Origin of the sequence: Carboxydothermus hydrogenoformans Z-2901 (assembly GCF_000012865.1) — a bacterium.
Taxonomy (GTDB): Bacteria; Bacillota; Z-2901; order Carboxydothermales; family Carboxydothermaceae; genus Carboxydothermus; species Carboxydothermus hydrogenoformans.
This window is the reverse complement of sequence record NC_007503.1, coordinates 472,019-498,945: the sequence shown is the minus strand read 5'-3', so window position 1 is coordinate 498,945 and position 26,927 is coordinate 472,019. Positions and strand designations below refer to the sequence as shown.

At 43.3% G+C, this 26,927-nt stretch carries 33 protein-coding genes; 6 read left to right on the top strand and 27 right to left on the bottom strand.

Annotated elements, in window-relative coordinates; all coding sequences use genetic code 11:
- Positions 1–21 precede the first annotated feature (21 nt).
- From CHY_RS02595 to CHY_RS02575, 5 genes are read left to right on the top strand one after another with little or no spacing between them, the layout of a single operon-like run.
- Entirely contained in the window at positions 22–1,065 is a 1,044-nt protein-coding gene (locus tag CHY_RS02595) for a Glu/Leu/Phe/Val family dehydrogenase (RefSeq protein WP_011343511.1), read from the top strand.
- Position 1,066: 1 nt separating this feature from the next.
- Complete coding sequence (locus CHY_RS02590; RefSeq protein ID WP_011343510.1) at positions 1,067–1,276, top strand: 4Fe-4S binding protein; 210 nt, start codon at positions 1,067–1,069, stop codon at positions 1,274–1,276.
- On the top strand, positions 1,277–2,338 hold the full coding sequence (locus CHY_RS02585) for a 3-methyl-2-oxobutanoate dehydrogenase subunit VorB (protein WP_011343509.1): 1,062 nt from the start codon (positions 1,277–1,279) through the stop codon (positions 2,336–2,338).
- Positions 2,338–3,081: a thiamine pyrophosphate-dependent enzyme gene (locus CHY_RS02580; RefSeq protein ID WP_011343508.1), complete on the top strand. Its 744-nt coding sequence runs from the start codon at positions 2,338–2,340 to the stop codon at positions 3,079–3,081. Before CHY_RS02585 ends, CHY_RS02580 begins: the two co-directional genes overlap by 1 nt.
- A gap of 1 nt (position 3,082) precedes the next feature.
- A complete protein-coding gene (locus CHY_RS02575; protein ID WP_011343507.1) occupies positions 3,083–3,619 on the top strand; it encodes a 2-oxoacid:acceptor oxidoreductase family protein in 537 nt (178 codons plus the stop codon).
- A 40-nt stretch (positions 3,620–3,659) separates the two neighbouring features.
- On the opposite strand, the gene CHY_RS02570 is transcribed toward CHY_RS02575, so the two are convergent.
- From CHY_RS02570 to CHY_RS02540, 7 genes are all read right to left on the bottom strand, one after another.
- A complete protein-coding gene (locus CHY_RS02570; RefSeq protein WP_028051350.1) occupies positions 3,660–4,067 on the bottom strand; it encodes a cobalamin B12-binding domain-containing protein in 408 nt (135 codons plus the stop codon).
- Positions 4,068–4,080: 13 nt separating this feature from the next.
- The gene (locus tag CHY_RS02565; RefSeq protein ID WP_028051349.1) at positions 4,081–5,733 is read right to left on the bottom strand and encodes an acyl-CoA mutase large subunit family protein; all 1,653 of its coding nucleotides are present in this window, start codon (positions 5,731–5,733) and stop codon (positions 4,081–4,083) included.
- Positions 5,734–5,760: 27 nt separating this feature from the next.
- Positions 5,761–7,398, bottom strand: a complete 1,638-nt coding sequence (locus CHY_RS02560) for an AMP-binding protein (RefSeq protein WP_041537617.1) — start codon at positions 7,396–7,398, stop codon at positions 5,761–5,763.
- 115 nt (positions 7,399–7,513) lie between these two features.
- A complete protein-coding gene (locus CHY_RS02555) occupies positions 7,514–8,095 on the bottom strand; it encodes a cob(I)yrinic acid a,c-diamide adenosyltransferase (protein WP_011343505.1) in 582 nt (193 codons plus the stop codon).
- Positions 8,095–9,036, bottom strand: a complete 942-nt coding sequence (gene meaB / locus CHY_RS02550; protein ID WP_011343504.1) for a methylmalonyl Co-A mutase-associated GTPase MeaB — start codon at positions 9,034–9,036, stop codon at positions 8,095–8,097. Before meaB ends, CHY_RS02555 begins: the two co-directional genes overlap by 1 nt.
- Positions 9,037–9,147: 111 nt before the next feature.
- Entirely contained in the window at positions 9,148–10,149 is a 1,002-nt protein-coding gene (locus CHY_RS12595) for a phosphatase PAP2 family protein (RefSeq protein ID WP_011343503.1), read from the bottom strand.
- A gap of 110 nt (positions 10,150–10,259) precedes the next feature.
- On the bottom strand, positions 10,260–10,685 hold the full coding sequence (locus CHY_RS02540) for a ferritin-like domain-containing protein (protein WP_011343502.1): 426 nt from the start codon (positions 10,683–10,685) through the stop codon (positions 10,260–10,262).
- 158 nt (positions 10,686–10,843) lie between these two features.
- Here CHY_RS02540 and CHY_RS02535 point away from each other — a divergent pair, with 158 nt between their 5' ends.
- Complete coding sequence (locus CHY_RS02535) at positions 10,844–11,083, top strand: glutaredoxin family protein (protein WP_011343501.1); 240 nt, start codon at positions 10,844–10,846, stop codon at positions 11,081–11,083.
- Positions 11,084–11,131: 48 nt separating this feature from the next.
- Here CHY_RS02535 and CHY_RS02530 read toward each other — a convergent pair whose 3' ends face one another.
- The 20 genes from CHY_RS02530 to CHY_RS02440 form a co-directional block, all read right to left on the bottom strand.
- Positions 11,132–11,512 carry a rhodanese-like domain-containing protein gene (locus CHY_RS02530; RefSeq protein WP_011343500.1) on the bottom strand — a complete coding sequence of 127 codons (381 nt, stop codon included), beginning with the start codon at positions 11,510–11,512 and terminating at the stop codon, positions 11,132–11,134.
- 312 nt (positions 11,513–11,824) lie between these two features.
- Positions 11,825–12,550 (bottom strand): prolipoprotein diacylglyceryl transferase, encoded by a 726-nt coding sequence (lgt, locus tag CHY_RS02520; RefSeq protein ID WP_011343498.1) that lies wholly within the window; start codon positions 12,548–12,550, stop codon positions 11,825–11,827.
- Between the two features lie 25 nt (positions 12,551–12,575).
- Positions 12,576–13,037 carry a cytochrome c-type biogenesis protein gene (locus tag CHY_RS12590; protein ID WP_011343497.1) on the bottom strand — a complete coding sequence of 154 codons (462 nt, stop codon included), beginning with the start codon at positions 13,035–13,037 and terminating at the stop codon, positions 12,576–12,578.
- Positions 13,038–13,059: 22 nt separating this feature from the next.
- Positions 13,060–13,347 (bottom strand): CC/Se motif family (seleno)protein, encoded by a 288-nt coding sequence (locus tag CHY_RS13520; RefSeq protein WP_275449992.1) that lies wholly within the window; start codon positions 13,345–13,347, stop codon positions 13,060–13,062.
- A gap of 137 nt (positions 13,348–13,484) precedes the next feature.
- Complete coding sequence (gene trxB, locus CHY_RS02510) at positions 13,485–14,765, bottom strand: thioredoxin-disulfide reductase (RefSeq protein ID WP_011343494.1); 1,281 nt, start codon at positions 14,763–14,765, stop codon at positions 13,485–13,487.
- 27 nt (positions 14,766–14,792) lie between these two features.
- A complete protein-coding gene (locus CHY_RS13110; RefSeq protein ID WP_011343493.1) occupies positions 14,793–14,936 on the bottom strand; it encodes a hypothetical protein in 144 nt (47 codons plus the stop codon).
- Between the two features lie 52 nt (positions 14,937–14,988).
- Complete coding sequence (locus CHY_RS02505) at positions 14,989–15,681, bottom strand: DUF5714 domain-containing protein (protein ID WP_011343491.1); 693 nt, start codon at positions 15,679–15,681, stop codon at positions 14,989–14,991.
- Positions 15,682–15,683: 2 nt separating this feature from the next.
- Positions 15,684–17,042, bottom strand: a complete 1,359-nt coding sequence (locus tag CHY_RS02500) for a radical SAM/SPASM domain-containing protein (RefSeq protein ID WP_011343490.1) — start codon at positions 17,040–17,042, stop codon at positions 15,684–15,686.
- 136 nt (positions 17,043–17,178) lie between these two features.
- Complete coding sequence (locus CHY_RS02495; RefSeq protein WP_226986718.1) at positions 17,179–17,802, bottom strand: methyltransferase domain-containing protein; 624 nt, start codon at positions 17,800–17,802, stop codon at positions 17,179–17,181.
- Positions 17,803–17,994, bottom strand: coding sequence for a 4Fe-4S binding protein (locus CHY_RS02490; RefSeq protein WP_011343488.1), 192 nt, complete (start codon positions 17,992–17,994; stop codon positions 17,803–17,805). It abuts the gene before it with no gap.
- A gap of 36 nt (positions 17,995–18,030) precedes the next feature.
- Positions 18,031–18,354, bottom strand: a complete 324-nt coding sequence (gene trxA, locus CHY_RS02485) for a thioredoxin (protein ID WP_011343487.1) — start codon at positions 18,352–18,354, stop codon at positions 18,031–18,033.
- A gap of 15 nt (positions 18,355–18,369) precedes the next feature.
- On the bottom strand, positions 18,370–19,104 hold the full coding sequence (locus CHY_RS02480; RefSeq protein ID WP_049752050.1) for a class I SAM-dependent methyltransferase: 735 nt from the start codon (positions 19,102–19,104) through the stop codon (positions 18,370–18,372).
- 36 nt (positions 19,105–19,140) lie between these two features.
- Complete coding sequence (locus CHY_RS02475; protein ID WP_011343485.1) at positions 19,141–19,347, bottom strand: FmdB family zinc ribbon protein; 207 nt, start codon at positions 19,345–19,347, stop codon at positions 19,141–19,143.
- A 72-nt stretch (positions 19,348–19,419) separates the two neighbouring features.
- Positions 19,420–20,193, bottom strand: a complete 774-nt coding sequence (locus tag CHY_RS02470) for a helix-turn-helix domain-containing protein (RefSeq protein ID WP_011343484.1) — start codon at positions 20,191–20,193, stop codon at positions 19,420–19,422.
- A gap of 116 nt (positions 20,194–20,309) precedes the next feature.
- Positions 20,310–20,525: a DUF4911 domain-containing protein gene (locus CHY_RS02465; protein WP_011343483.1), complete on the bottom strand. Its 216-nt coding sequence runs from the start codon at positions 20,523–20,525 to the stop codon at positions 20,310–20,312.
- On the bottom strand, positions 20,518–21,729 hold the full coding sequence (locus tag CHY_RS02460; protein ID WP_011343482.1) for a peptidase U32 family protein: 1,212 nt from the start codon (positions 21,727–21,729) through the stop codon (positions 20,518–20,520). The genes CHY_RS02465 and CHY_RS02460 overlap by 8 nt, the downstream gene beginning before the upstream one ends.
- 11 nt (positions 21,730–21,740) lie before the next feature.
- Entirely contained in the window at positions 21,741–22,754 is a 1,014-nt protein-coding gene (gene mltG / locus CHY_RS02455) for an endolytic transglycosylase MltG (protein WP_011343481.1), read from the bottom strand.
- A 172-nt stretch (positions 22,755–22,926) separates the two neighbouring features.
- Positions 22,927–24,465, bottom strand: a complete 1,539-nt coding sequence (murJ, locus tag CHY_RS02450; RefSeq protein ID WP_011343480.1) for a murein biosynthesis integral membrane protein MurJ — start codon at positions 24,463–24,465, stop codon at positions 22,927–22,929.
- Positions 24,466–25,449: a UDP-glucose 4-epimerase GalE gene (gene galE, locus CHY_RS02445; protein WP_011343479.1), complete on the bottom strand. Its 984-nt coding sequence runs from the start codon at positions 25,447–25,449 to the stop codon at positions 24,466–24,468.
- A gap of 20 nt (positions 25,450–25,469) precedes the next feature.
- Positions 25,470–26,867, bottom strand: a complete 1,398-nt coding sequence (locus CHY_RS02440) for a VanW family protein (RefSeq protein ID WP_011343478.1) — start codon at positions 26,865–26,867, stop codon at positions 25,470–25,472.
- Positions 26,868–26,927: the final 60 nt, after the last annotated feature.

Below are 26,927 nucleotides of genomic sequence, written 5' to 3'. Positions count from 1 at the left end.
AAAAGTTTGGGGGGCACGGTGATGGAAATTGTTAAAAAGGAAAATTATCAAGGTTATGAAACCGTACTTTTTGCTACCGATAAAAAAACTAACTTTAAAGCCATAATTGCCGTCCACAGTACGGTTTTAGGTCCTGCTCTTGGTGGATGCAGAATGTGGTTTTACAAAAGTGATGAAGAGGCCTTAACCGATGTCCTGCGGCTTGCCGAAGGAATGACTTATAAAAACTCCGCCATGGGTTTAAACCTTGGCGGTGGTAAAGCGGTCATTATTGGTGATCCTCGAACCGATAAGTCTTCAGAGCTATTTGCCCGCTTTGCTGAAGCAGTAAACGCTTTAGGGGGCAAGTACTACACCGCTGAAGACGTAGGAATTACCTCGCAAGATATGCTGGAAGTATCCAGACACACCCCGTATGTTGCCGGTCTTCCCGCCAAAAGCGGCGACCCCTCTCCCTTTACTGCTTTTGGTGTCTACACGGGAATGAAAGCAGCCTTAGAATATGTTTTTGGCGATACTTCCCTTAAGGGCAAAAAAGTTGCCGTTCAAGGTTTAGGCCATGTGGGAATGTATCTTTTAGAACACCTTCACCAGGAAGGGGCGGAACTAATTGTCACCGATATTTTTGAGGATAGGGTAGCTGAAGCAATAAAACGTTTTAACGCCCGTTTTGTTCAACCAGAGCAAATTTATGATGTCAAAGCCGATATCTTTGCTCCCTGTGCTTTAGGAGGAATTTTAAACGAAAACACCATTCCCCGGCTTAAAGTAAAAATAGTTGCCGGTGCTGCCAATAACCAGCTGGCAAAGTTGGAAGACGGTAAACTTTTAGCGGAACGCGGAATAGTTTATGTCCCGGACTTCATCATAAACGGCGGCGGAGTAATTAACGTAGCCGAAGAATTAAACCCGGAAGGTTATGATCAGAACCGGGTAAAAGCTAAGGTTGCCACAATTTACGATAAAGTTAAAGAAGTCTTAACTCTTTCCCGGGAACAAAAGATAACTCCCCAGGAAGCTGCAATCATGTATGCCAAAAAGCGGCTTTTACAAAGGAGGGCTTAACTTGCCAAAAATAATTTACGTTCAAAATCTCTGTAAAGCCTGCGGTCTTTGTGTGGAATTTTGTCCGGTTAAAGCGATAACTTTTACCGATAATTTAAATGAAAAGGGCTACCGCGTCCTAAGCTTTGACCAGGAAGTTTGCACCGCCTGCGGTACCTGCTACCGCATGTGCCCGGACCTTGCTATCACGGTCCAGAGGGAGGGAAGGTAAATGGAAACGGTTTTAATGAAAGGCAATGAAGCGCTGGCCGAAGCGGCAATTAGGGCCGGACTGAATGTTTATTTTGGCTATCCCATCACCCCCCAAAACGAAGTTGGTGAATATTTAGCCAAACATCTTCCTCGGGCCGGTGGCACCTTTTTGCAAGCTGAAAGCGAAGTTGCTGCAATTAACATGGTTTACGGAGCAGCCGGCGCCGGCGTTAGAACCATGACTTCCTCTTCCGGCCCGGGTATTAGTCTAATGCAGGAAGGGATTTCCTACCTCGCCGCAGCAGAACTCCCCGCTGTAATTGTCAATATGATGCGGGGAGGTCCCGGCCTTGGAGGCATCCAGCCTTCGCAATCGGATTATTTTCAAGCCACCAAAGGCGGCGGTCACGGCGACTACCGGTTAATTGTCTTAGCTCCTTCTTCGGTTCAAGAATTATACGACCATACAATGTTAGCCTTTGATTTAGCCGACCACTACCGAAACCCGGTCATGGTCTTGGGCGACGGTTTACTGGGACAAATGATGGAGTCGGTTACGTTAAAACCCTATATCCCCGCTTTTCCCTTGGAGGAAAAAACCTGGGCCACCCGTGGAAGGAAGAACCGGAAACCCAACATTATAAACTCCCTGTACCTTGATCCGGAAAAGTTATTCAGTCACAACCAAAAACTCTTTAAAAAATATCAAGTAATTGCCGAAAAAGAAGTCCGGGTTGAAGTAATAAATGAAGAGGCTGAATTTTTCTTTGTAGCCTATGGCTCCTCGGCCCGATTTTCCTTAAAAGTAATTGAGCTTTTAAAGGAAAAAGGTATCAATGCCGGGTTAATCAGGCCGATAACCCTGTGGCCTTTCCCTTATACCGTAATTGCCGAAAAAGTTAACCAGAGTAAAGGATTTATGGTAGTGGAGATGAGCATGGGGCAAATGGTCGAAGATGTCGAACGGGCAGTAAAAGGCCAAAAACCGGTTTATTTTTACGGTACCGCCGGCGGTATTGTCCCCTCACCCCAGAAAATTTTTAGAAGAACTTTAGAAATCCTTGAAGGGGGGCAGGAATAATGGCAGAAATTTTAACCCGGCCGGAAAGCTTAACCAAGATACCCTTTCATTACTGCCCGGGCTGTACCCACGGTATCGCCCACCGGTTGGTGGCAGAAGTCATCGACGAACTGGGACTCATGGAAAAGACCATTGGGGTTGCCTCCGTTGGCTGCTCGGTTTTAGCCTACGACTACTTTAACCTTGACATGCAGCAAGCTGCCCACGGGCGAGCCCCGGCAGTAGCTACCGGAATTAAAAGGGCACTGCCGGATAGAATTGTCTTTACTTATCAGGGAGACGGTGACCTGGCTTCTATTGGCATGGGTGAAATCGTTCACGCCGCAGGCCGGGGAGAAAATATAACGGTAATCTTTATTAATAATTCCATTTACGGCATGACCGGAGGGCAAATGGCCCCCACTACTTTAATGGGCCAAAAGACCACTACCACCCCCGAAGGGCGCACCAAAGATAACGGTTTTCCCCTTAAAGTTTCAGAAATGCTGGCCACTTTAGATGGGGTAGCTTATATTGCCCGGGTAGCGCTTTTTGATCCCGGTCAGGTCATAAAAGCTAAAAAAGCGATTAAAACCGCCTTTACCGTTCAAGAAAAAGGTTTAGGTTTTTCCCTGGTTGAAATCCTCTCCACCTGTCCGACCAACTGGGGCTTAAGTCCGGTAAAAGCTTTAAAGTATGTTAAAGAAACAATGGCTCAGTATTATCCTCCGGGGGAATTTAAAAAACCGGAAGGGGTGTGGTAAAATGGAGTTTATCTTTGCAGGCTTTGGCGGTCAGGGTATTATGGCCATGGGCATGCTGTTAGCCCATGCTGCCATTAAAGAAGGTTTTAATAGTTCATTTATCCCTTCTTACGGTCCGGAAATGCGAGGAGGCACTGCCAACTGCAGCGTAGTGATAGAAAAAGAGTTCATTGCCTCACCGGTGGTTACCGAGCCCGATGTCTTGGTAGCAATGAACTACCCTTCGTTACTAAAGTTTAAAGATACGGTAAAAAAAGGCGGGCATCTTTTTATTAATAGCTCTCTTATCCCTTCCATCCCTGAAATAAAAAGTGATATCCATATCCATCAAATACCAGCCAATGAACTTGCTCTTAAAATCGGCGAATCCCGGGCTTCCAATATGGTGATGTTAGGCGCAGTTTTAGCCGTAACCAACCTGATTTCCTTGGAAACAGCCACTCTCAATTTAAGCTATATTTTTAAAAATAAACCGGAAGTGCTTGCCGTAAACGAAAAAGCCCTGAAAACCGGCTTTCAAAGTTTAAAAGTAATTTAAAAAAATCCCCGGCCAAAACCGGGGATTTATTATATTCCCTTTAATATTCTTTTGGTTTTACATTTTTCCGGACCCATTCAATAATCTCCTCTAAAGGGGTTCCCGGGGTAAAGAGCTCAGCAGCATATCCTTTTTCAATCAGCTCTTTTTTATCATCGTCCGGTATTATTCCGCCTCCCATGACGATGATATCTCCCGCTCCCTTTTCCTCTAAAAGCTTTTTTACCTTGGGAAAAACGGTCATATGGGCACCGGATAATATGCTGATCCCCACCACATCCACATCTTCCTGAATGGCTGCCTGGACGATTTGCTCGGGGGTCTGATGCAATCCGGTATAAATAACCTCCATGCCCGCATCCCGAAGCGCCCTGGCCACCACCTTGGCGCCGCGATCGTGACCGTCCAGTCCGGGTTTTGCAACCAGTACTCTTATTTTCCGCGCCATCTTCTCCCCTCCCTTAAAAAATCGGTTTTTCTTTATATTCCCCAAACACTTCTTTTAAGCTTTGAATAATTTCCCCTTCGGTGGCATAAACCCGAACTGCATTTAAGATATACGGCATTAAATTATCCGTTCCCCGCGCCGCATCTTTTAACTCCCGCAGGGCAATTTCCACCTTTTCATTATCCCGGGTAGCCCTTAAGGATTTTAACTTCCGTTTTTGCCGCTCTTCCACCTCGGGATCAATTTTCAAGATCGGAATGTCGATCTTTTCATCTTCTTCCACGTATTCATTGACTCCCACAATAATCCGTTTTTTCCGCTCCACCGCCTGCTGGTAACGATAAGCCGCATCGGCAATTTCCTGCTGGAAGAAACCTTTGTTAATGGCTTCGATAACTCCGCCCAGTTCCTCAATTTTCTTGAAATATTTTTCCGCTTCCTCCTCCATTTTATCGGTTAACGCTTCCACATAATACGAACCGCCCAAGGGATCAATGGTGTTAATGACACCGGTTTCGTGGGCAATTATTTGCTGCGTTCTTAAAGCTATGGTGACCGCTTTTTCGGTAGGCAGTGCTAAAACTTCATCCATGGAGTTGGTATGGAGGGACTGGGTACCCCCTAAAACTGCAGCCAAAGCCTCAAAGGCTGTACGCACAATATTATTTTCCGGCTGCTGGGCGGTTAAACTGCAGCCCGCCGTCTGGGTGTGAAATCTTAAAAGCCAGGACCGCGGATTCTTAGCTCCATACTTCTCTTTCATCCGGCGGGCCCAGATGCGCCGGGCCGCTCTAAATTTAGCTATTTCTTCAAAGAAATCCATGTGCGAATTGAAGAAGAAGGAAAGTCTCGGAGCAAACTCATCCACATCAAGGCCGGCTTTAATTCCCGCCTCCACATAAGCAAAACCATCGGCTAAGGTAAAAGCTAATTCCTGAACTGCCGTGGCTCCTGCTTCCCGAATATGGTAACCGGAAATGCTTATCGTATTCCACCTGGGCACGTGCTTGGCCCCGTAAGCAAAGATATCGGTGATAATCCGCATGGACGGCTCCGGCGGGAAAATCCAGGATTTCTGCGCTATATATTCTTTCAAGATATCGTTTTGAATGGTGCCGGAAAGCTTTTCCGAGGGTACCCCCTGCTTTTCGGCACAGGCAATGTACATCGCCCAGAGAACCGCTGCCGGACCGTTAATGGTCATCGAGGTGCTCACCTTGTCAAGGGGGATTCCGTCAAAAAGCTCTTCCATGTCCGCCAACGAGTCGATCGCTACGCCGCAGCGTCCCACTTCTCCTTCGGCCCGCGGGTGGTCCGAGTCGTACCCCATGATGGTAGGCATATCAAAAGCTACCGATAAACCGGTCTGCCCTTTGGCTAAAAGCATTTTGTACCGTTCATTGGTTTCCTTGGCAGTGGCAAAGCCGGAAAACTGGCGGAAAGTCCAGACCTTCCCCCGGTACATGTTGTAGTGGATTCCCCGGGTAAAGGGATATTCCCCGGGGAATCCTAATTTTTCGAGGTAATTATGCCCTTCCAGATCAAGGGGAGTATACAGGCTTTTTATTGGTTCACCGGAAATGGTTACAAAATCTTCATCTTTATCGGGGCATTTTTCCTGATACTTCTTCTGCCACTCTTCATAAGCTTTTTTTAACTCATCCATAAATCTCCCTCCCTTTTCCACGGTAAATTATTTCTTTTTACCGAGCTTTTTGGCCCACTCTCTTTCCCTCAACTCCACCCGGCGGATTTTACCGGAAACGGTTTTGGGTAAAGCATCGATAAATTCGATTTCCCGCGGGTACTTATAAGGAGCGGTAACTTTCTTCACGTGCTCCTGCAATTCTTTAACCAGTTCCTCCGACGGAGAATATCCCGGGGCCAGTACCACAAACGCCTTGACAATTTCTCCCCGGATTTCATCGGGGCTCGCCACGACCGCCGCCTCGGCCACCGCCGGATGCTCCACCAGGGCGCTTTCCACCTCAAACGGTCCTATCCGGTAGCCGGCAGCCAGGATAACATCATCAGCCCGGCCCACAAACCAGAAGTAGCCATCCTCATCTTTAATAGCCCGGTCGCCGGTTAAATACCAGTCGCCCCGGAACACTTCGGCGGTTTTATCGGGATTTTTCCAGTATTCTTTAAACAGTCCCACCGGCCGCTCCGGTTTAACTTTAATGGCAATATTACCTTCCTTGCCGGGCGGCAGTTCGTTCCCTTCATCGTCAATGATCGAGACATAATAGCCGGGAGCCGGTTTACCCATCGACCCGGGTTTTACTTCAAAACAGGGGAAGTTCGCCACCAGGACGCAGGTTTCCGTTTGGCCGTAACCATCCCGGATGGTTAGCCCGGTTGCTTCTTTCCACACTTTGATTACCTCGGGGTTTAAAGGTTCGCCCGCAGCTACGCAATGGCGTAAATGCGGAAACTTATACTTTTTTAAATCTTCCAGAACAAAAACCCGGTAAGCGGTTGGCGGACCACAGAAGGTGGTGATGGGATATTTAGCTAAAAGCTCCAACGTTTTTTTAGCGTCAAATTTACCCACCGAATGGTGGACAAAAATTGCCGCACCGCAAATCCACGGCCCAAAAAAGCTGGACCAGGCCGCTTTTGCCCACCCGGTATCGGACATATTCCAGTGCAGGTCATCGGGAGTTAAATCCAGCCAGTACTTTCCGGTAATATAGTGGCCTATCGGGTAACTGGCGTGGGTATGCACGGCCATCTTGGGATAGCCGGTGGTTCCCGAAGTGAAAAAGATAATCGCCGGGTCATCGCTTTTAGTGTTAGCAGCTTCGTACTCCGGACTAAATTTAGCAATCTCCTCGTTTAAGGAAAGCCATCCGTCCCTCTTGCCGACGATTACGAGATGTTTTAATACCGGTAACTCTCCTTTAATTTCTTCCACCTTGGCCGCATTATCCTCATCGGTAATCACCATAACCGTTTCCGCTGTTTCCACCCGGTATTTAATATCCTTAGAAGTCAGCTGGGTAGTCCCCGGAATAAAAATTATCCCAGCCCGAATTGCCGCCAGGTAAATTACCCACCATTCCGGTAACCGCGGCAAAATAACTAAAATTCGGTCCCCCTGCTTAACCCCCAGAAAATTAAAGAAATTGGCAGTTTGTTTTGATAATTCTGAAAATTGTTTAAAAGTAAAACGCCGTTCATTGCCGAAGTCATCGACCCAGAGCATAGCAAGTTTATTCGGATCTTGGGCCCAGACATCAAAAGTATCCCGGGCAAAATTAAAATACTCGGGCACCTGGTGCCGAAATTCACGGTAAGTTTTTTCATAGTCGACCATGTTTGGCATTTAAAACCCCTCCTCAAAATGTTTTGCTACTTTAAGTTATAATCCAAAAAGCTGCTGCTTCCAATAAACTTACCGTGAACTGCAAAATTTTGAGGTTAAACGGTTGATTTTTTGGCTAAAACTCAACCCCCTTTCGGGAAGTAAGTCCAAGCTCAGTAAAAGGATGTTTCTCTTCGGCAAAATAAGTAACGTAGTCGGCATAAGCTTTTAGATAAAGCGGCGCTTCCCGTCCGGTAAGAATCATTTCAAGATTTTCTTTTCTTTTTATCTCCTTAAGAAAGGATGTTAAACTCTCTTCATCAATTAAATCAATCTTTGCCGCTAAAGCTAATTCATCCATCACGACCAGCCGGTAGGGTGAAGCGTTAATTTGAGCTTTGGCCCAGAAAAATCCTTCCAGGAAAAGCTTTTTATCTTCCTCGTCCGGATTTTTAAGGTTTACGTGGCAAAGGTTGCAGTTATCTTTTACCGGACAGGATTTTATTCCGGTTTTAATTAACGAAGCATAAGGGCAGCTTTTCCCAAGGCAATATTTTTCAATGTCCAATTTCTTAAGCGTTTCAAATTCCCCGTAAAACCCTTCGCCCTTAAGAAAACCAAAGTACGCCACCTTAAGTCCATGGCCGTAAGCCCTTAAAAGCATTCCCAGGGCAGCGGTACTTTTTCCTTTTCCCGGCCCATAGTAAAGATGGAGCATTACCTCCTTACCCCCAACCTTTTTAAGAGCTCCTCAGAAGCCGCCTGCGGCGGAATTTCTTTGCGGTTTACCCTCTCAATTAAATGTTTAATATCCTCTTCCGTTAGTAAAAACTTAAGTTTCCGGTAAAGGGCATTCATGGCTATTTCGATAATTTCCCGCTCCCGTCGTTCCTGTCTTCGCTTTTCCAACTCAGAGCTTTCCGCTAAAAAGGCAAAATGTTTTTTAATAAGTTCTAAAAGCTCTTCCAGACCTTCGCCGGTAGTGGTAGACGTTTTAACTACCGGGGGACGCCAGACAAGCTGCTCACCTTTTAAGTCTAACATAGCATTTACATCCGTTACCATTTTCCCGGCACCGGGTAAGTCCGCTTTATTAACCACAAAAATATCGGCAATTTCCATAATACCCGCCTTTATGGTTTGAATACTATCACCGGCAGCAGGAGTTAACACCACCAGAACGGTGTCCGCCACATGCATAACATCCAGTTCGCCCTGACCCACGCCAACCGTTTCCACAATTATATAATCATAACCAAAGGCGTCTAAAACTTTCACAACATCTTTGGTGGCTGCAGAAATTCCTCCAAGGCTTCCTCTACTTCCCATACTGCGAATAAATACCCCTTCATCCAGCGCATGGTTTTGCATGCGAATTCTATCCCCCAAGAGAGCTCCGCCGGTAAACGGGCTTGAAGGATCAACCGCTACCACCGCTACCGTTTTCCCTTCCCGCCGCAGAAGTTCGATTAAACTATCGGTTAATGAGCTTTTCCCCGCCCCCGGAGCCCCGGTAATCCCAACTATTTGCGCTGTCCCGGTATGGGGATAAATTTTGGCCAAAACTTCTTCTTTTTCCGGCCCGTTATTTTCTACTAAAGAAATTATCCGGGCCAGAGCTCTTTTTTCTTTTTTCCAGAACTGTTCTAATAGTTCCATCTCCTCACCCCAGTTTTAATAATATTTTAATATTTTGATTTTTCTTAAAATACTATATGCTTTCGCTATTCTTTTTAAAATTCCTGCCTAAAAAAGAAAATTCCGGCTTAATTACAGCCGGTCGCTAAATTCCTTGAACTCATTTTTAAAAACATCGTACAAACTTTTCAGCTTGGTTGCTGCTTTTTCCTGAATCTCCATGTAACTCACCTGCTGTTTAAAGTAGGCATAATATTTTTCCGCATGGGGAGCGCCGTTAACCAATCCGCCAAGAAAAAAGACTATTGCTAAAAAAGCAAAAGCTAATTTTTTGTAAAAATTTACCATAAATTCCCGCTCTTCTATTTGGTAGGTGTAAAAATAGACCACCCCAACTCCCAAAAAGATGCCTGCAATAATGTCAATTATCCAGTGAATCCCCAGGTAAATGGTGGAAATTACTATCAAGCTCGAAGAAACCCCCAGCACACCCGTAAGCCTTTTATCTCGAAGTTTAAATGCTAAATAGAAAAAGCTAACCGAAAGGGCAGTGTGGAGGCTGGGAAAATTGTTATTAATTCCGGAAAAGGAGCGGTACTCCACATTAAATTGAGGGTAGTATTTCACCAGTAAAAGTTTAATCCCCGGGTGAATCGACCAGGCTTCATATACCGGCAGGTTAACATAAAAAGGCATGGCCACTAAATAGTTTATAAGATAAATATAAAAAAGTCCGGCAATTAATGTCTTTTGATCGTTAATCAGACCATAATAAAGGATAGCAGCAAACAGAACCGGAAAAAGAAAAACGTAGACATAGCTCAACAAAAATACTAACCAAGCAGGCTGAAAGCTCTGTAACTTTATAATCAGAGGAGCTTCAATTTTGGCAATAAAGTACGAATAAAGGTAAGAAGAAGGAAAACCACTCTCCCCTTTTAATTCCAGCACATCCAAAAGCAAAAGAAGAAGAATCCCCAGAAAATATAATAAATACTCCCTGGTTGTTAATAATCGTTTCAGGGAAACAAAAAGGCTTTTTAGATACCCTCTAAATCCCCCGTGCAAAATAACCGTTAAGAGAAAAAAGGAAAAAAAGCTTAAAATAATTTTCCCAAAATAATTTCCAAACACCGCAGTCCCCCATCCACGGAAAAAAATTTTCTATCTATAACTAAGTTTATATTAAAACTTCCTGAAACTGTCAAGAAAGAAAAAAGCCCGGGGTTACCCGGACCTTTTTCTTATTTAAAGTACCTATCCAGTAAACCTTTTAAAGCACGGGCATGTCTTGCTTCATCCCGGGAAGATTCGTCCAAAGCATCATGCACTTCATCCAAACCTAATTCTTTGGCTTTTTTAGCAGCTTCTTTTTTACCTTTATTGGCTTCCATTTCACCTTTCAGCATTTTTTCGATATTTTCCTTGGTGCTGGACGAAATTTTGCCGGCAAGTTCAGCAAAACGGGCAGCATGCCAGGCTTCTTCCAAGGCAATTTTTTCTAAAACCCGGGCTACTTCCGGCAGTCCTTCCCTTTCCGCCTGCCGGGCCATTGCCAGATACACTCCAACTTCATAGGTTTCACCTTTAAACTCACCTTCAACCGCCGCTAAAGCCTCTGTGTCTTTCGCAACCCCGATTTGGTTTTCATTAATAAGCTGTAAATCCATAACCATCCCTCCATTAATTTTTTATTATTAGTAATAGTTATTATTTACATTTTTTATTTTAAAAAACCATCTCCCGCCTGTCAATACCCTGTGGTAAAATTTTTTCGGTATCATTTTCCCCCGGAAAAAGCTATACTATGAGTAAGGAGGTAAAAATCATGGCTAAAATTGAGTTGTTCAGTACCCCTACCTGTCCGTACTGTCGCCTGGTGCGAAATTTTCTTCAGGAAAAAGGGCTAAATTTTACCGATTACGATATTACGAAAGACCTTGATGCCTTTGAGCGGATGTTTAAAACAACCGGCTATACCACGGTACCTACATTGATTATTAACGATAAAGAAGTTATTATTGGTTTGGATGAAGAAAGAATTTTAAAAGCGGTAAACGAAAGCTAAGCTTTAAAACAAAAAACACACCCGCCCTTTGGACGTGTGTGTTTTTCTTTATTTTTCCAATTCATAGGGCCAGTTAGCAATGCCCCCTTTTAAATTGTAAACATGCTTGTAACCTTTACTCACCAGCATCTGGGCAATACTTGCCGACCGACTTCCGGTTTCACATACCACTAAAATTTCCTGTTCTTTATCAATGTTGGGTAACTGCTGTTCCACCTCTCCCATAGGAATGTTATGGGAACCGGGAATACGCGCTTCGGCATACTCATAAGGTTCTCTGACATCCATAATTAAAAGCATTGGATTTTCATCAATAAGCTTCTTGGCTTCATCGGGCTCTAAATCCTTATAACCGGCTTTTAAGCACCCCGTCAAAGCAAATAATAGCAAAACTATTATTACCCAAAATACATATTTGCTCCGCGGCAACAAAACCCCTCCCCTTAAAAAGAAAATAAGCTTAGTAAGGTATAGCGATAAGTATAAGTTAAAACTATCACAACCAAAACGGTTGCCGACCAGAGGACGATTTTGTTTAACTTCGAACTTTTGCCTTTAAAATAAGTTTCATAAAAGGCGTAACCTAAAAAAACAAAGGTAAGTACTAAAAAGAAACTCCGGTAAGGGGCCAGTGGCGCAAAAAACGAAAAAGACGCTCCTCCCAGACCCAAGGAGGCTAATATTACCGGTCCCACTCAGGTAATGCACCCTAAAACCGCAGTAATAACCGAAAGAATACTGCTAATTCTCTCCCTCATTTCTCCCCAACACCCTCATCATAATAAGGCTAAATACGATTAACCCCACACTTAAAAGCTGTTCTAAACGAAAGGGGCCAACCCAAAAGCTATCCACCCGAAAACCTTCTACAATAAACCTTCCTACCGAATACCAGAGAAGATATTTTAAAAAGATTTCGCCACTATACCTTTGTTTTTTACGGGTTTGCCAGAGGTAAACAAACACCCCCAGATCCCAGAGGGATTCGTATAAAAAGGTGGGATGGCGCCAGGCACCGTCAATATACATAGCCCAGGGAAGATCGGTAGGGTAGCCATAAGCTTCCTGGTTAAAATAATTTCCCCAGCGGCCAATTGCCTGCCCTAAAATTATGCTGGGAGCAAAAAGATCCGCCAGTTGCCAAAAAGACTGCTTTTTCATCCGGGCGTAAACAATCCCCACTAGGATTGCCGCTAAAATACCACCGTGAAAGGCAAGCCCGCCATGCCAGATAGCCGGAATCTCGGCCGGATACTTGCTGTAATAATCCCAGTTCCAGAGAACGTACCAGATCCGGGCTCCAATCCACCCTATTGGAGCTCCGAGTAAAACCAAGTTGTAAATATGGTCCTCATGGATATTTTTCCGTTTTGCTTCTTTTAAAGCAAGATAAGTACCAATCAATACACTTATCGCCATCAAAACTCCGTACCAGCGAATTTCCAGCGAGCCAATCTTTAAAGCCACTGGAGAAATGCCAAGTGTTAGCCACTTATAAATATTTCTTCAACTCCTTTTCCACTTCCAAACTAAGGTCGTCATCTACCGTTAGCTCTTTCTTCTCCTCCACCTTTACTTCCTTCCGGCGTTTCTTGACCACGGTGTAAACTAATACACCGCCGGCAACTACCGCAATTGCCGGCATAACCCAAATTGCCGCATATACACCCGTTTTGGGAGGTTCCGCTAAAATTTTGGTACCGTAAAGGTTTGTGTAGTAATTTATTATTTCCTGTTTGGTTTTTCCCTGTTCCAACATTTCTTTAATTTGATTCCGCATTTCTTCAGCGGAAGAAGCCGGACAATCGGCCAGGTTCATACCACAAAAATCCGGAGCCCAAAAAGTATGAATTACATCGTTTAAAACGTCTTGGTCCACTTCTCCCAGGGCTGGAAAACTACTAACCACCACTAAAATTACCGCTGTGAAGAGGAAAATCTTTTTTAAAGGCAAGAGAATACCCCCCTAAGAAATATTAAGCAAGATCAAGACCATCAACCTCTAAGCGCTGAAACATCCACTTGCCTTCAAGGTAGATTTTAACCGGATCTTTAACCGCTATTGTATTTTTCGGCACATAGACCTTAATTCCTTCTACTTCATAAAGATTAAAAAATCGTTCATCCTGCGGTTTTCCCACAAACACGGTGGGCAATTGCTGTACCGGGCATCACCCACCTCCGTAAGCCATAAATTCAATTCTAATGGTATCATTTTTTCCTTCCAAATATTTTTTAGCTTCTTCGGTAAAAGTTATATTCATCTCCTCATCTCCCTTTCATTTCACTTTTTTATAACTTATAACACATCTATGTTTAACGGGGGGTATTAATCTTATTATACCAATAAACTATTATTTAAGGGCACCCGCGGAGGTGCCCCTTTTCAATAATACTAAATTTACTTTTTACTGGCAAGATATCTCTCCACATTTACTGCCGCAATTACCCCATCGGCCGCAGCGGTTACCGCCTGCCGTACTGACTTCTGCCTTAAATCTCCCGCCGCAAAAACTCCCGGTATATTGGTCCGCATTTCTTCATCGGTAATAATATAACCCCATTCGTTCATCTCTACCTGTCCGGCAAACAAATTGGTTTTAGGCTGAGTTCCAATGTAAACAAACACCCCATCGGTAGGCACGGTAGAAAGTTCTTTGGTTTTCAGATTTTCAATCACAACGCCGGTTACATGTTTATCCCCAACAACCTTACGTACTTCCGAATCCCAGATAACCTTTATTTTGGGATTGGCAAAAGCTTCTTCCTGGGCAACTTTGGAAGCCTGGAAGTGGTCAAACTGGTGAATAATCGTAACTTCGGTGGCAAAACGGGTCAAAAATACCGCTTCTTCTACGGCTGAGTTGCCACCGCCAACCACCACTACTTTCATGCCCTGGTACATTGCCCCATCACAGGTAGCACAGTAGTGGACGCCGCGGCCCCGGAAAAGGTCTTCCCCTTCCGCCGGAAGTTTTCTTGGTTCTGCTCCGGTGGCTAAAATGATGGCCGGAGCTTCATAAATCTTATCTTCGGTGATAACCCTCTTAACCTCTCCGGTTAATTCAACTTTTAATACTTCTTTTAAATCATCAACTTCTGCACCAAAAGCTAAGGCCTGATTAAGCATATTTTGAGTTAGTTCCTTACCTCTAATCGTTCCGGGGGTACCGGGGTAGTTAGCAATATGGTAGGTGGTAGCCGCCTGGCCACCGGGAACACTTTCATCCACCACAATGGTTCTTAACTTGGCCCGGGCGGTATACAGAGCCGCACTTAAACCTGCCGGACCGCCACCAAGAACAATAACATCATACTTAACCGTTTCCGGAACTTCCGGCAAAAGTTTCTGGCCAAAAGCTTTTTCCATGGCTTCCCTTAGCTGACGCTTGGAAATATAGCCGGTTAACCTCTGGCCCACTTCTTGCCCGTTGACATAAAACAGAACTGTGGGGCTACCCTTAACTCCCAGCTTTTCGGCTAAAGGTCGGTTTTGCTGCCGGTAGATTTTGACAAACTTAAATTTATCCCCGTACTGCTGGGCAAGCTTCTCGTAAGCCGGAGCCAGTGCCTCGCAGGGTGGACAATCTTCGGAATAAAAATCCACAATTACCGGAACATCGCTTTTTAATACCACTTCGTCAAACTGTTCTTGGCTTAAATATATAACTTTGTCGCTCATTTTCCTCTCCCCCTTGAGTTTAAATTTTTAGAGCTTTTGCTTTATTTTTTCCAGGGTCTCGCAGTCCGGGCATCCACTTGCTGCTCCCCCGGATTTACACGTATTTAAACAATGGTCAATAGCTTTTAATAAAACTTCTCTTTCTTCCGGTGTTAAAATTAATTCGGTCATTTAATTACCCCCTTAATACGATTTTTTCTTATTTTCCCCGAAAATTTATCAATCATCCGGGATAAAAGGGGCATTTTTCTTTTAAGCACTCTTTATTACGACGGCTAAACATACATTTAGGTGTGGTTAGCTGAAATTTTATTCCAGTAAGCTGTTCTAAGATTTTAGCTCCGTTTATTAAGCTTAAATAAGAAGTCCTTTTGCAGCATCTTGGACCACCGATAGCGCCGATTTTTTCCAGGATTTTACCGGTAGCCCGGTTAGCATCCCCCCATCTTTCCCGGGACAACGGAGTATTACCAAAAATTATCGAAAAGGCAATTCCTGCACCCAGAGCTGAACTGCAGGCCCCCCAGAGCCCGCAACTACCGCCCACTAACTGTTTAGCCCGTACCACCGCATCCCGAATGGCTCTGGGATTTTTCTGCCCGGTAATATTCTGATAAGCGGCAATTAAACTTGCTGCAGTTAAAGCATGGTGTTCTGGACCGTGCAGGGGAAAACCCGGCACCTGGGTAAGATAATCAAAGATATCCACCGGATTTTGCCAATCAGTGTTTTGACAAAAATTTATGATAGTCTTTAAATGTTCCCCCCGGTGGCAGTCACTGCAAACAAAATGTCCTTGACTGCACTGGGCCTGACTTAATTCTTTTTTCCCGCAAATGGTGCAGGTTTTCTCCGCCGGTTCCTCCTGGTAAGTAATCTCGGCACCGCAAATCAGACAGCCTTCGGTATACGCCATATTTAGTTCTCTCCTAAGGCTTTAATTTCTTTGCTGTAGTAATTTACTCCGATTTCCCAGAGCTCGCGAATTGGCCGGCAGTCCGGTGCTAAAACGGTTTTTTCCCGGTTGTAAGCAACGGTACCGCAACCGCCACCACACAAAAGGGCCACTTCGCATTCCCGGCATTTTGGGATAGTCAAAATTGACCGCTTTTGCCAGGGTTTGATTTTTTCTTCATCAAGGCGAACTTCCGGATAAAAAGTTCCTACCATGAACTCCTCCCGGCCTACATTGGCGGTGCAGCCATAAATTTTTCCCTGATAATCAAAAGCCCATTCTTTTTTAAATGCCGGGCAGTTATCATAAGTGGGAAAAGGCATCTCCCCGTTATCCACCAGGTACTTTACTCCTTTAAATTCTGGAAGGTGGAATTTTTGTAAAATCGGATATTGTTTAGAGAGCTTGGCATATTCTGCCCAGAGAGCTAAGCGGTCATACAGATTTTGACTCTGGTCCTGGCATTCAAACAGCTCGTAATTTCTCCCTATCTGGGTTTTAAACTTGCTTTTGGGTAAATCCAAAAATCCGTTCTCGTCAAGAAGTTTAGCCAGTTCAACCAGGGTTATAAGATTGCTTTTATCCACCACTGCCCGCAGGTTGATAGGAATGCCCGCTTCTTTTAAAAGAAGCAGCCCTTCAAAAATCCTGTCAAAGGTTTTACCGCCGCCTTTGGTAACCCGCCGCTGGTCGTGAATTTCCGGTGGTCCGTCAACGGTAATTTGCACTTCTTTAATTACGCCCTTTGTTAAAATTGGCATGTACTCCTTAAGGGCATAACCGTTGGTAACTATTGAAACTTCATACCCGTTAATCTTCGCCTGATAGAGAAAGTAAGCTATAACTTCTTTTTGGTATTCCGAAGCAATTAACGGTTCACCGCCAAATAAAGTTAAAAACGGCTTTTCCGGCTCGTTTTTAAAATTTTGATTTACGTAATTAAAAAAGGCATCCAAAACCTCTTTTGTTGGTAAATCTTTTTTATCTTTAATCCCCTGCTGAAAACAGTAACTGCACGCTAAATTACAGTTGTAAGTTGGTACAAAAAAAATCTGGGTAGGGGAGGTATTGTTTATCTCCAAGAATTCTTTAAAGGTTTCGGTTAATTTCTCCTCTTCTTCCCCTTCATCTTCATATATATAACCTCTTTCCCGGAGGTAAGCGATAAATTGCCGGTCAAAATTTTTAGAGGAGCTTTTTCTTAGCTCCTCTAAAAGTTGGTAATCGCTTTCTTCCAGCAAATCCACCGCTCCGGAAAGAGGATTTAAAAGTAAGTAATTATCTGCAAAGGGTAAAATTAAGTTATACTTACTAAAATACATGGTTATCTCCTCTTTTCCGGATAAAACTTAGTCGTGGCAACCCGCAACCACCTTGGAGGTCTTGGAGCAGCACTGAGCGCACCCAAGGTTGTAGTCACACTTTGCGGTTTGTTTTCTGGTAATAGCTTTCATGATTTCACCTCCTTTTCTTGGTACCTTTAATGGTAAGACTGGCAAAAGGATAGCCGTTTTTTTCGTATTCCCTTCTTTTTAAAATCTCCAAAGTAAACCCGGCTTCGATAATGTAGCGTAAATACTTCGACTCTTCTTCCGCTCCAGCAAAACACTGGGCCCAGAGTTCCTCGTTATTTTTTATTTCCGGTGGAAGTTCCACCAGGCTAACCGGGTCGGATACAATAAAATAGCCGTCTTCCTTTAAAACCCTGTAAATCTCCCGGTATACTTTTAACTTATCCCGGGCATGATTTAAAGCACAATTGGAAATTACCACATCAAAGCTTTCCCCGACAAAGGGTAAGTTTTCTATTTCACCTTTGATAAAAACAACGTTTTTAACTCCCTGTTCCCGGGCTTTTTTTTGCCCTTTTTCTAAAAGTTTTTCGGTAATATCAAGTCCAACGGCAAACCCCGGAGCAACAATTTGTGCAGCTCTAATTGTTTCTCCCCCATTGCCGCATCCCAAATCCAGTACTATCATGCCCGGTTTTAAGCTTCCCACCGCTATATTGTTGCCGCAGGAAAGACCTTCACCGGATTCCTTTTCGTAACGAGCTATAATCTTTTCTAACAATTTAATCACCTAACTGGTAAGCTCAATAGCATTATAAGGGCAAAACTTACGGCAGTAACCGCACCCCTGACAGGAGGGTCCGATGTAATATTCATCGTCTTCCTTAATGATGGCGTAGGCCGGACACTTCTCCTGGGGTTCACAAACTTCACAGTTTTTGCACCGCTCGTAAATTATTACCGCTTGTTTTTTGGCAAACACCTTAAGATTCTCCCTTTTCTCAATTACGTTTTTAACCTACTTTTTTAACGCTTTTTCTATTTTCTCGCGAAAGACGTTTTCCGGCTGATAACCGATAATGGTATCAAGCACCTTTCCATCTTTAAAAATCATTACCGTAGGAATGCTCATGATTCCAAGAGCAATAGCCGTTTCCCGGTTTTCATCAACATTTAGCTTGCCAACTTTAACCTGACCGAGATAATCAATCGCCAGTCTTTCGATGATGGGGGCAATCATCCGGCACGGACCACACCACTCCGCCCAAAAATCTACTAATACCGGCATATCGGAATTAATTACTTCATCTTCAAAATTGGCATCGGTAAACTTTAAAACCATAAAGACCTCCTCCTTTTATTCTTTTATCCCTATTATACCCCAGTGAGCTGCACTTACGTTCATCTTCTGCAGTAGCTTTAAACCAGCTTTTTCAAGATAAGAAACCGCCTCCTCCACAGAAACCCTGTGGGCTACCGGAGGGCCAAATTCGGTTTCTTTCTTTTCCCAGTCAATGATAATTAGCTTACCCTGTTTTTTCAGTTTTTGGGTCAATGCGGATAAAACCGCTTCTTTTTCCGAAAGCTCGTGCAACACCGTTGCTAAAAAAATTACATCAAACTCCGGAAACTCTTCCGGTAGACTCCCATCCCCGGGAACTAAAGCTGTTTTAACATTTGTAAGTCCCTCTTTTAACACTTCTTCTTCCAGGTCTTTTATAATCTCGGGGGAAATATCAACGGCATAAACCACCCCCGAGCTCCCGGTTCTTTTAGCAAGAGGTACGGTAAAATAACCAATCCCCGCACCGTAGTCTAAAATAACCTCCCCGGGATTTAGCGGCAGTTTGGCCACCGTCTCCTCGGGGGGCAGGATTTTTTTTCGTTTTTCGTTTTTTAACCTATGCCGATTTTGCGGATCAAAAACATGACCCATCTTTTCTTCCGCAATAGCCTTTTTGAGCTCAGCTATTTCGTCTTCCAGTTCTTCTTTTTCGATAATCATTTCCGGCTTCACCGAATGAGCCGGCCAGCGCGCTAAAAGATCCTGATACCGTTTTTCCAATTCCTGTAATTTCGCTTTTTTATCCATAAATTTTAGCCTCCCGGGCTAAACTGCTTATATTCCTCAGCCAAAGGAAGTACAGCCCGAACTTCCGGCAGAACTTAAAGAGCTGCTACTCTGGCTTCCGCCTATGATGCCAAATCCCGTTAAAAGTTGTTTTACGCGGTTACTTTCACATTTTGGACAAACTACTTTATCCCGGTCGTTTATGGAAGCCCAGGCAGTAAATTTTTCGCCACAGTCTTCACAACGAAAATCGTACCTTGGCATTTTTAACCTCCCTCCGACACTTTACGATTATAGTATAAAAATTTTTCGCTGTCAATAATATATGTGTAAAATTTATTCTTCCATTACCCCTGATTTTTTAAACAGCTGGATAAAGTTTAAAATAAACTGGAGTTCCTTTTCATTCAAGGTACAAATACTGCTCAATAACGATTGAACGTTGGGATTTAGCAAAAGCTCCCTTAATTCCGGACTCATTAAATTTAACATTTGTTCCGGAGAGGTTTGTTCCAAAATAAAGTAACAAGGAGTTGTTCCCAATACTTCCGCCAATTTTTCGATAGTTTTTAGCGAAGGTTGAACTTTCCCCTGTTCTATCTGGCCAATTAATCCCGGAGAAACCCCCGCCTGACTGGCTAATTCCGCCTGGGTAAGGCCCATATCTTCCCTTAACTTTTTTAACTTGTAACCAAGGGAATGTTCCTTCCCCATTAAATCGGCTACCGATACACCTAATTCTTCCGCAATCCGGCGTAAGGTAGCAACGGAAGGGTTCACCGTATCCCTTTCAATTTCACTTAAATAGGAAACCGATATGCCCACCCGCGCCGCAAGTTCGCTTATGGTAAGCTTTTTTTCTTCCCTTATCAAGCGAATTCGCTCGCCTAAAGTTAGGCTTACTTCCAATTGCTCGGTTTCCAAAATTTGCGCTTTATTAACGTTTAAAGCTTTGGCAATTTTGTCAATGGTTTTTAATGACGGCTTTTTGGAACCCCTTTCAATTTCGCTCAAGTAGGAAATTGAAAGACCCGCTTTTTTGGAAAGTTCATTTAAGGTAAGTCCGCGCTCTTCCCTGAGCTCGCGAATTTTATTTCCCTTTACCGTCATTTCCTACACCTCTTTTTACATTTTTTGATTATACTATTATCTTATATTACTTATACTAAAATAGTCAACGATTTTTAGCGAAAATTTCGCTATTTACGTAAAAACCCCTACCGGTTTTATTCTTCACCGATAAGGGTTACGTTAATAGGCAGTTTTTTTAAGGTTGAGATAAGTTCCGCCTTCATGGAAGAAGTAGTGTAAATAGCAACACGAGCAATTTTCGGATCAAGGGTATGCCCAATGCCAAGGCCATTAAACCCTTCTAAAAGAAAGTCCAGATAAACAATTTCGCTCGGGTTTACCTCAACGAGCACCATTTCTTTTTCACTCATTGTAAACCCCCCTGGGAACCTTGCGAATTAAACTGTATTTCGGGAGCGGCGGAAACCCTGCAAAATAAAAGCGCATCTGCGGATGGGGAGTTGAAGGAATTTCCCTTTGTTCTTCATCATAAAGTTTTTGCGCTATCCCCCTTACCGTTAGGCCGTCGGGGGTAAAGATTTCCAGATAATCTCCCTTTTCAATCTTTCCCCGCTGCTCCGCATAATTTAAGCCATCTTGAAAGCCCCAAACGATGCCCACAAATTCGTATTCCAGGGTATAATTTTTTTCATCCACCCTTCCCTGCTGCGGTTTTCCGTACAAAAAGCCTTTATTGTAAGGCCGGTGGCGTATTTTTAAAAGTTCGTTCTGCTTTTCCGGTGAGAGAGTTTTCCCTTCTAAAGCCAGGGTTAAAGCTTCTTTATAAATTCGCGCCGTAGTTGCCACATAATGAACCGATTTCATCCGTCCTTCGATTTTAAAGCTATTTATCCCAATTTCCACCAATTTCGGCAGGTCTTCGATTAAAGAAAGATCATAAGAGTTAAAAATATAGCTTCCCCGCTCGTCTTCTTCAATGGGAAAAAACTGACCGGGAGCTTTTTCTTCATAGAGATGAAAAGGCCAGCGGCAAACCTGGGCACAATCCCCCAGGTTGGCATCCCGTCCGGTAAGGTAACTGCTTAAAAGACACCTTCCGGAGTAGGAAATGCACATGGCGCCATGAACAAACATTTCCAGTTCCATTGCCGTATTTTGACGAATTTCGGCAATCTCCTCCAGAGTTAGCTCCCGCGCTAAAACTATCCTTTTGGCCCCCAGCTCTTCCCAGAATTTTACAGCTTCAATATTGGTAGTATTGGCCTGGGTGCTGATGTGGATTGGTATCTCCGGAAGATACCTTTTTACCAGGCGAAAAACCCCCGGATCGGCCACAATTACCCCGTCCGGCTTTATCTTATTTAAATACTCCAGATAGTCCGGAAGTTCTTCAAGATCTTTATTATGGGCAAAAATGTTAATGGTAATATAAATTTTACGGTTGAGCTCCCGGGCTATTTCCCGGGCTTTTTTTAATTCTTCCCAGGTAAAATTTCCGGCTCGGGCCCGAAGACCGTATTTTGGTCCGGCTAAATAAGCAGCATCGGCACCATAGACAAAGGCAAAAATAAGTTTTTCCAAATTTCCTGCCGGAGCTAAAATCTCGTAGTTCATAAACTGCCTCCTTAAGGCAGATATTTTTTTACGTTTTGCAAATGCTCTTGATAAGTTCTGGCAAAAGCATGATAACCATCCGGTCGGGCTACATAAAAAAGATAGTCGTGTTTTGCGGGATTTAACGCCGCTTTAATGGAAGAAAGTCCGGGGTTAGCAATGGGCCCCGGGGGTAATCCCCGGTATTTATAGGTATTATAGGGCGATTCTATTTTTAAATCCTCTGCTGAAAGCCGTAGTTTATGGCGCCCCAGCGCATATTCCACCGTGGGGCAAAGTTCCAAGAGCATCCCTTTTTGCAAGCGATTGTAAATTACCCCGGAAATTAACGGCCTTTCCGATGCCTTTTTGGCTTCCAGCTCGATAAGAGACGCTAAAGTTAGCAGCTGATGTAAAGTAAACCCCCGTTTTTGGGCTTCTTTTATAAGGTTTTCTTCCTCAACAATACTGTTAAATTTTTTTAACATCCTACCGATAATTTTTTCTTCAGTATCGGTATAGGAAATTTCGTAAGTTGCAGGAAAAAGATACCCTTCAAGTTTATACTGGACATTGTCCGGTATTTCTTTCAAATAAGGATAATCATAAGGAGGGTTTTTGGCCAAAGCTAAAACCTTTTTTTCATTAAAACCAAAGCTTGCCATTAACTTTGCTATTTTGGCCACGTTGTAACCTTCAGGAATGGTAATTTTAAAAGTTAAACTTTTACCTTCCACTACCGTTTTAACAATTTCCGGCGTAGTCATACTTTTCGTTAACGCATAGGTTCCCGCCTGTAATTTTAAATTCAGCCTGTGATAACGAAGGTAAAGAAGAAAAGCCGTTTCACTTTTAATTAACTCTTTTTCCTTTAAAATTCGAGCAATTGTCTCCGGTGACATACCTTTTTTTATATTAACCACCACAAGTTTATGGTCGTCAGGGTTTACAGGAGCCATATTTTCCTGCCACCAGGACCAAAAGCCCAAAAAAACCGCCAGAACTACCAATGCTGAAGCTGTTATGCTATAAAGGAGTTTTTTCACCTTTTACCACTCTTTTCTCAACAATTTACCCAGCATTTCCTACCATTTGCAAAAAACCGCTTAATTCAAGGGACTTACATCCCCAGAGCAAGTATAAGCTACGTAAAAATCTTGGAAAACCAGCGAAATATCATTTCTTTTTACAATCAGCAAATAAAAAAAGAATTTAATTTTATAAAGAAAGCTTTGCCTTAAATTTTAAAAAAAGCTTTTTAATATATTTTACCTCTTCCACCCCAAAAACCACAAGCAAAACAAAATACAGGGTTACCCCGAACAAAATAGCGGTAAATAAAGCAACGGCCCGTCCCTCAAATAATAACCAATCGTATATTTTATAAGCACCTATTCCCATTAAAAGAGAGGCAGCTAATGATTTAAGAAAGAAGCTTTGCATTTCCCGGTCAAACAAATTGCCAATTTTTTTTTGGGCAAAATAAAAGAAGAGAACATTACTTAAAATTGCCGCAAAACTTGTCCCCAAAGCAAGCCCCCGGTGGGCAAGAAAACGGACTAAAATAAGATTCGCCCCGATATTTCCCAGAACCGCTAAAGCCCCCACTTTTAAAGGGGTAAGGGTGTCATTCTGGGCATAAAAAAGTCTGGTTAATACCGCATTGATAACGTAAAAAACGATTGCTAAGCTATAAAAGAAAAGGGCGCCAGCCGTTAACTCGGTAGCCCGGGCATCAAAAGCCCCCCGTTCAAAAAGCACCGCCACAATGGGTGTTGCTAAAACCATAAGTCCCACCTGAGCCGGCAGGGAAATTACCGTGCTCAGCTTTAAGCCAAAGCGGGTAAGTTCTAAAAGCCTCGTTTTTTCTCCTTGGGCCGCCAAAATTGAAAGACTCGGAAAGATGGCACTTGAAACTGCCAGGGAAATCAAGCCCAGTGGCAGCTGGTAGAGCTTTGCCGCATAGTTTAAAGCAGAAATGCTGCCTTCCGTAAGGGATGACGCCAGCATCCGGTCTACCAGTAAATTTATTTGAGTGAAGGTGGTACCAATGATTACCGGCAAAAACATCTCCCAGGCCCTTACTACTGCCGGATGGTGGATATCTAAAACCGGCCTAAAATAAAAGCCAGTTTTCTTAAACGCCGGAAGCATAATTAAAAGGTAAATAGTCCAGCCGGCTAACGTTCCCCCTACCAGAGCAACAATTCCCTGGCTTTTCCCAAGCAGGATGACTGCGGCTATTAAAACCACATTGTTTAACACCGGTCCCAAGGCCGGTGTAAAAAAATGCTGGTAAGCATTTAATACTCCGGTTAAAATTTGGGTCAAACTCATTAAAACTGCCAGGGGAAAAAGCCAGGTGGAGAGGGTCCGGGCAAGTTTTAGAGTATCCCCCTGAAACCCATAACCAACAAATTTTATTAAAGAAGGCGCAGTAAAAACTCCGATAACCATAATAATTCCAAGGGCCAAAAAAGATAGCGTTAGGATAGAGTTGGTAACATATGTTGCTTCTTGATGTTTTTTTTGCGCCAAAAATTCGTTAATTATCGGTACAACTACCACCATCAGCCCGCCACCTATGAAACTGGCAAAAAACGTCGGGATAATTTGCGCAGCAAGATAAGCATCCACAAGCTTACTTGCCCCGAAAACGGAAGCAATGGCCATCTCCCGGACAAAACCCAGAATCCTGCTGGTTAATGTTAAAGCCATTATTAAAAGGGTGGCTTTTAATACTATTTTCTTGGACATTTACCGGTCATACCCCCGGGGATTGTTTTTGTGCCACTCCCAGGCAGTTTGGACGATAGTTTTAATGTCTCCAAATTTGGGAGTAAAATTGAGTTCTTTCTGAATTTTTTCCGAAGAAGCCACCAAAACCGCCGGATCTCCGGGACGACGCTGGCCGTAACGAACTTTAACTTTTACCCCGGTAACTTCTTCTGCGACCTTAATTATTTCTTTTACGGAAAAACCTTTTTGGTTCCCGAGATTGTAAACGCCGCTTTCGTCTTTATTGAGTTTATTTAAAGCCAGAATATGGGCCTCGGCAAGGTCGTTTACGTGAATATAATCCCGGATACAAGTGCCATCCGGGGTGGGATAATCGGTCCCAAAAACCGTCAACTCTTCCTGTTCTCCTAAAATTACTTTGAAAATCAGGGGAATTAAGTGGGTTTCCGGATTGTGGTCTTCCCCAATATCCCCGGAAGGGTCTGCCCCGGCAGCATTAAAATACCGTAAAGATACGTAATTAAAACCATGTATTTGGCGATACCACTCAAGGCACTGCTCAATTACCAGTTTGGAATAACCGTAAACATTGGTTGGTTTTTGCGGAAAATCTTCGGTTATCGGCCATTTTTCCGGTTCTCCGTAAACCGCTGCAGTACTGGAAAACACCATTTTCTTAACATTAGCTTTGAGCATTACTTTTAACAAACTCAGGGTTTTACTGATATTTTCCTCAAAATATTTTTCCGGCTGGCTCATTGATTCCCCCACTAAACTTTGCGCCGCCATGTGAATAACCGCTTTTATATCATATTTCTTGAAAATTTCCAGAAGGAGGTTTTCATCCCCGAAATCGCCCACAATAAGCTTAGCCCTTGTATCCACAGCTTTCTTATGCCCTTTAGAAAGATTATCCACTACCAAAACTTTTTCATTTTTTAGGCATAACTGCCGAACTATGTGAGAACCAATATAACCAGCTCCACCGGTAACTAAAATCATCCAATCCTCTCCTCTAAATATTAATAAACATTTTCCGTTACTGAACTTTCCTTTGCAGAAGAGTTTGGAACTTTCTTGGTTCCTACCAGGATAATTTCATTCATTGGTTTGTAGTAACTGTCCCTTAAGTTTTCCACTTTTACTACCCGGCCGTTTTGGTAGACTATTCGCTGGGCTTTGGCATACTTGCCAAGGGCTCCTTCCTGTTTAACAACCTTTTTCCCTTCGGGAAGGCTTGAGTCTTTTATGATAATTGTCTTATAAGGAATAGTTTTCGTAACCCAGCTTTTAATCACCACGTGCTTTTTTAAGCTGGCATCCCCAAAGATTTTAAAGGTAATCCGATTGCCGTTAACGTAAGATTTAATATACAAGTAACAGGGCAGGTTATTTTTAAATTTAAAGTCTTTGCCCCCGTCGGTTACCGTCGCATCCCGACCCGGCGGCACATACGCTACCGGCAGGGAATGGTTATGCCGCTCAACAATCGGTAAATTGGCCAGCAAAACCGCATTATAAAGAGTTGTCGATACCTGACAAACCCCACCGCCCAGCGCTTCTACCAACTGGTCCCGTAAAATCACCGGGGCATTTTTATATCCTTCTTTGGCACTCCTCGGGCCCACCGTTTTATTAAAGGAAAACACTTCCCCCGGAGCTATTAAAATACCGTTTAGCTTTCCGGCAGCTACTCCAATATTATAAGACCGGTTAACTTTCCTGACATCAAAGCTCGTGGTAAAACTTGCTAAAAGACCGGTTAAACGCATCTTTTTTATGTCTTCGGTGGTTTTGTCCGGCAATACTTCTTTTAACTTAAAACTTACTTTTAGAGGATTTTCCAGTAAATTTGCCCGCACATCTTTAACAGCCTGTTCACTATCCAGGGCAATACCTGTTTTATGGGGAATTATGGCAAAAGTTTCATTGGGCAAAAGGCGAAACTCCGCGTTTTTGGGTTCGACATAAATTTCCTTATTGATTTGGTCAAGCTTGGCCAAAAGCTTTCTTTCCTCAAGTCGAACAAGATATTTTATATCGACTGCTGCTTTGTTTAATTGCCGTCTTTCCATAATTTGTTTTAATAACGAACCTTTACGCCCTAATTCATAAGCTTTCCGGTACATTTCAGCGGTATTTAACGATATACCAAGGTCGCCTTTTTTATAAGTCCAGGTTTTATTACCAAGGGTTAGCACTACCGGTTGATTTTGAAGTTCGTTATTTAATCCCTCCAAGTAACGTTTAAATTCCTTAAAAGTCATGCCCCCTACCGGCTCACCTTCCACGGTCACGCCGTACGCGATTTTCCCCTGGTAAGGCTTTATGTAGGTATAGTAAGAAAAACCCACAATGCCAGCTAAAAACATAATCACCAGGGCAATTAATACAGTTAAAATTATGTAGCTCTTTTTCATTTTTCCCCACCTAAACTAATAATTTGGTACCGTTATATAATACTACGTTTTTTCTTTTTT

Coding starts and splice junctions, on each gene's coding strand:
- CHY_RS13110 (WP_011343493.1), bottom strand. CDS start 14,936: ATGACCGAATTAATTTTAACACCGGAAGAAAGAGAAGTTTTATTAAAA.
- CHY_RS02480 (WP_049752050.1), bottom strand. CDS start 19,104: ATGGATAAAAAAGCGAAATTACAGGAATTGGAAAAACGGTATCAGGAT.
- CHY_RS02575 (WP_011343507.1), top strand. CDS start 3,083: ATGGAGTTTATCTTTGCAGGCTTTGGCGGTCAGGGTATTATGGCCATG.
- CHY_RS02460 (WP_011343482.1), bottom strand. CDS start 21,729: ATGAACTACGAGATTTTAGCTCCGGCAGGAAATTTGGAAAAACTTATT.
- trxA (WP_011343487.1), bottom strand. CDS start 18,354: ATGGTTTTAAAGTTTACCGATGCCAATTTTGAAGATGAAGTAATTAAT.
- CHY_RS02580 (WP_011343508.1), top strand. CDS start 2,338: ATGGCAGAAATTTTAACCCGGCCGGAAAGCTTAACCAAGATACCCTTT.
- CHY_RS02505 (WP_011343491.1), bottom strand. CDS start 15,681: ATGGCGTATACCGAAGGCTGTCTGATTTGCGGTGCCGAGATTACTTAC.
- CHY_RS02560 (WP_041537617.1), bottom strand. CDS start 7,398: ATGCCAAACATGGTCGACTATGAAAAAACTTACCGTGAATTTCGGCAC.
- meaB (WP_011343504.1), bottom strand. CDS start 9,036: ATGGAACTATTAGAACAGTTCTGGAAAAAAGAAAAAAGAGCTCTGGCC.
- CHY_RS02470 (WP_011343484.1), bottom strand. CDS start 20,193: ATGACGGTAAAGGGAAATAAAATTCGCGAGCTCAGGGAAGAGCGCGGA.
- CHY_RS02565 (WP_028051349.1), bottom strand. CDS start 5,733: ATGGATGAGTTAAAAAAAGCTTATGAAGAGTGGCAGAAGAAGTATCAG.
- CHY_RS02500 (WP_011343490.1), bottom strand. CDS start 17,042: ATGTATTTTAGTAAGTATAACTTAATTTTACCCTTTGCAGATAATTAC.
- trxB (WP_011343494.1), bottom strand. CDS start 14,765: ATGAGCGACAAAGTTATATATTTAAGCCAAGAACAGTTTGACGAAGTG.
- CHY_RS02465 (WP_011343483.1), bottom strand. CDS start 20,525: ATGAGTGAAAAAGAAATGGTGCTCGTTGAGGTAAACCCGAGCGAAATT.
- CHY_RS02475 (WP_011343485.1), bottom strand. CDS start 19,347: ATGCCAAGGTACGATTTTCGTTGTGAAGACTGTGGCGAAAAATTTACT.
- CHY_RS02535 (WP_011343501.1), top strand. CDS start 10,844: ATGGCTAAAATTGAGTTGTTCAGTACCCCTACCTGTCCGTACTGTCGC.
- CHY_RS02540 (WP_011343502.1), bottom strand. CDS start 10,685: ATGGATTTACAGCTTATTAATGAAAACCAAATCGGGGTTGCGAAAGAC.
- CHY_RS02555 (WP_011343505.1), bottom strand. CDS start 8,095: ATGCTCCATCTTTACTATGGGCCGGGAAAAGGAAAAAGTACCGCTGCC.
- CHY_RS02585 (WP_011343509.1), top strand. CDS start 1,277: ATGGAAACGGTTTTAATGAAAGGCAATGAAGCGCTGGCCGAAGCGGCA.
- murJ (WP_011343480.1), bottom strand. CDS start 24,465: ATGTCCAAGAAAATAGTATTAAAAGCCACCCTTTTAATAATGGCTTTA.
- CHY_RS02595 (WP_011343511.1), top strand. CDS start 22: ATGGAAATTGTTAAAAAGGAAAATTATCAAGGTTATGAAACCGTACTT.
- galE (WP_011343479.1), bottom strand. CDS start 25,449: ATGATTTTAGTTACCGGTGGAGCTGGTTATATTGGTTCTCACATAGTT.
- CHY_RS02440 (WP_011343478.1), bottom strand. CDS start 26,867: ATGAAAAAGAGCTACATAATTTTAACTGTATTAATTGCCCTGGTGATT.
- CHY_RS02570 (WP_028051350.1), bottom strand. CDS start 4,067: ATGGCGCGGAAAATAAGAGTACTGGTTGCAAAACCCGGACTGGACGGT.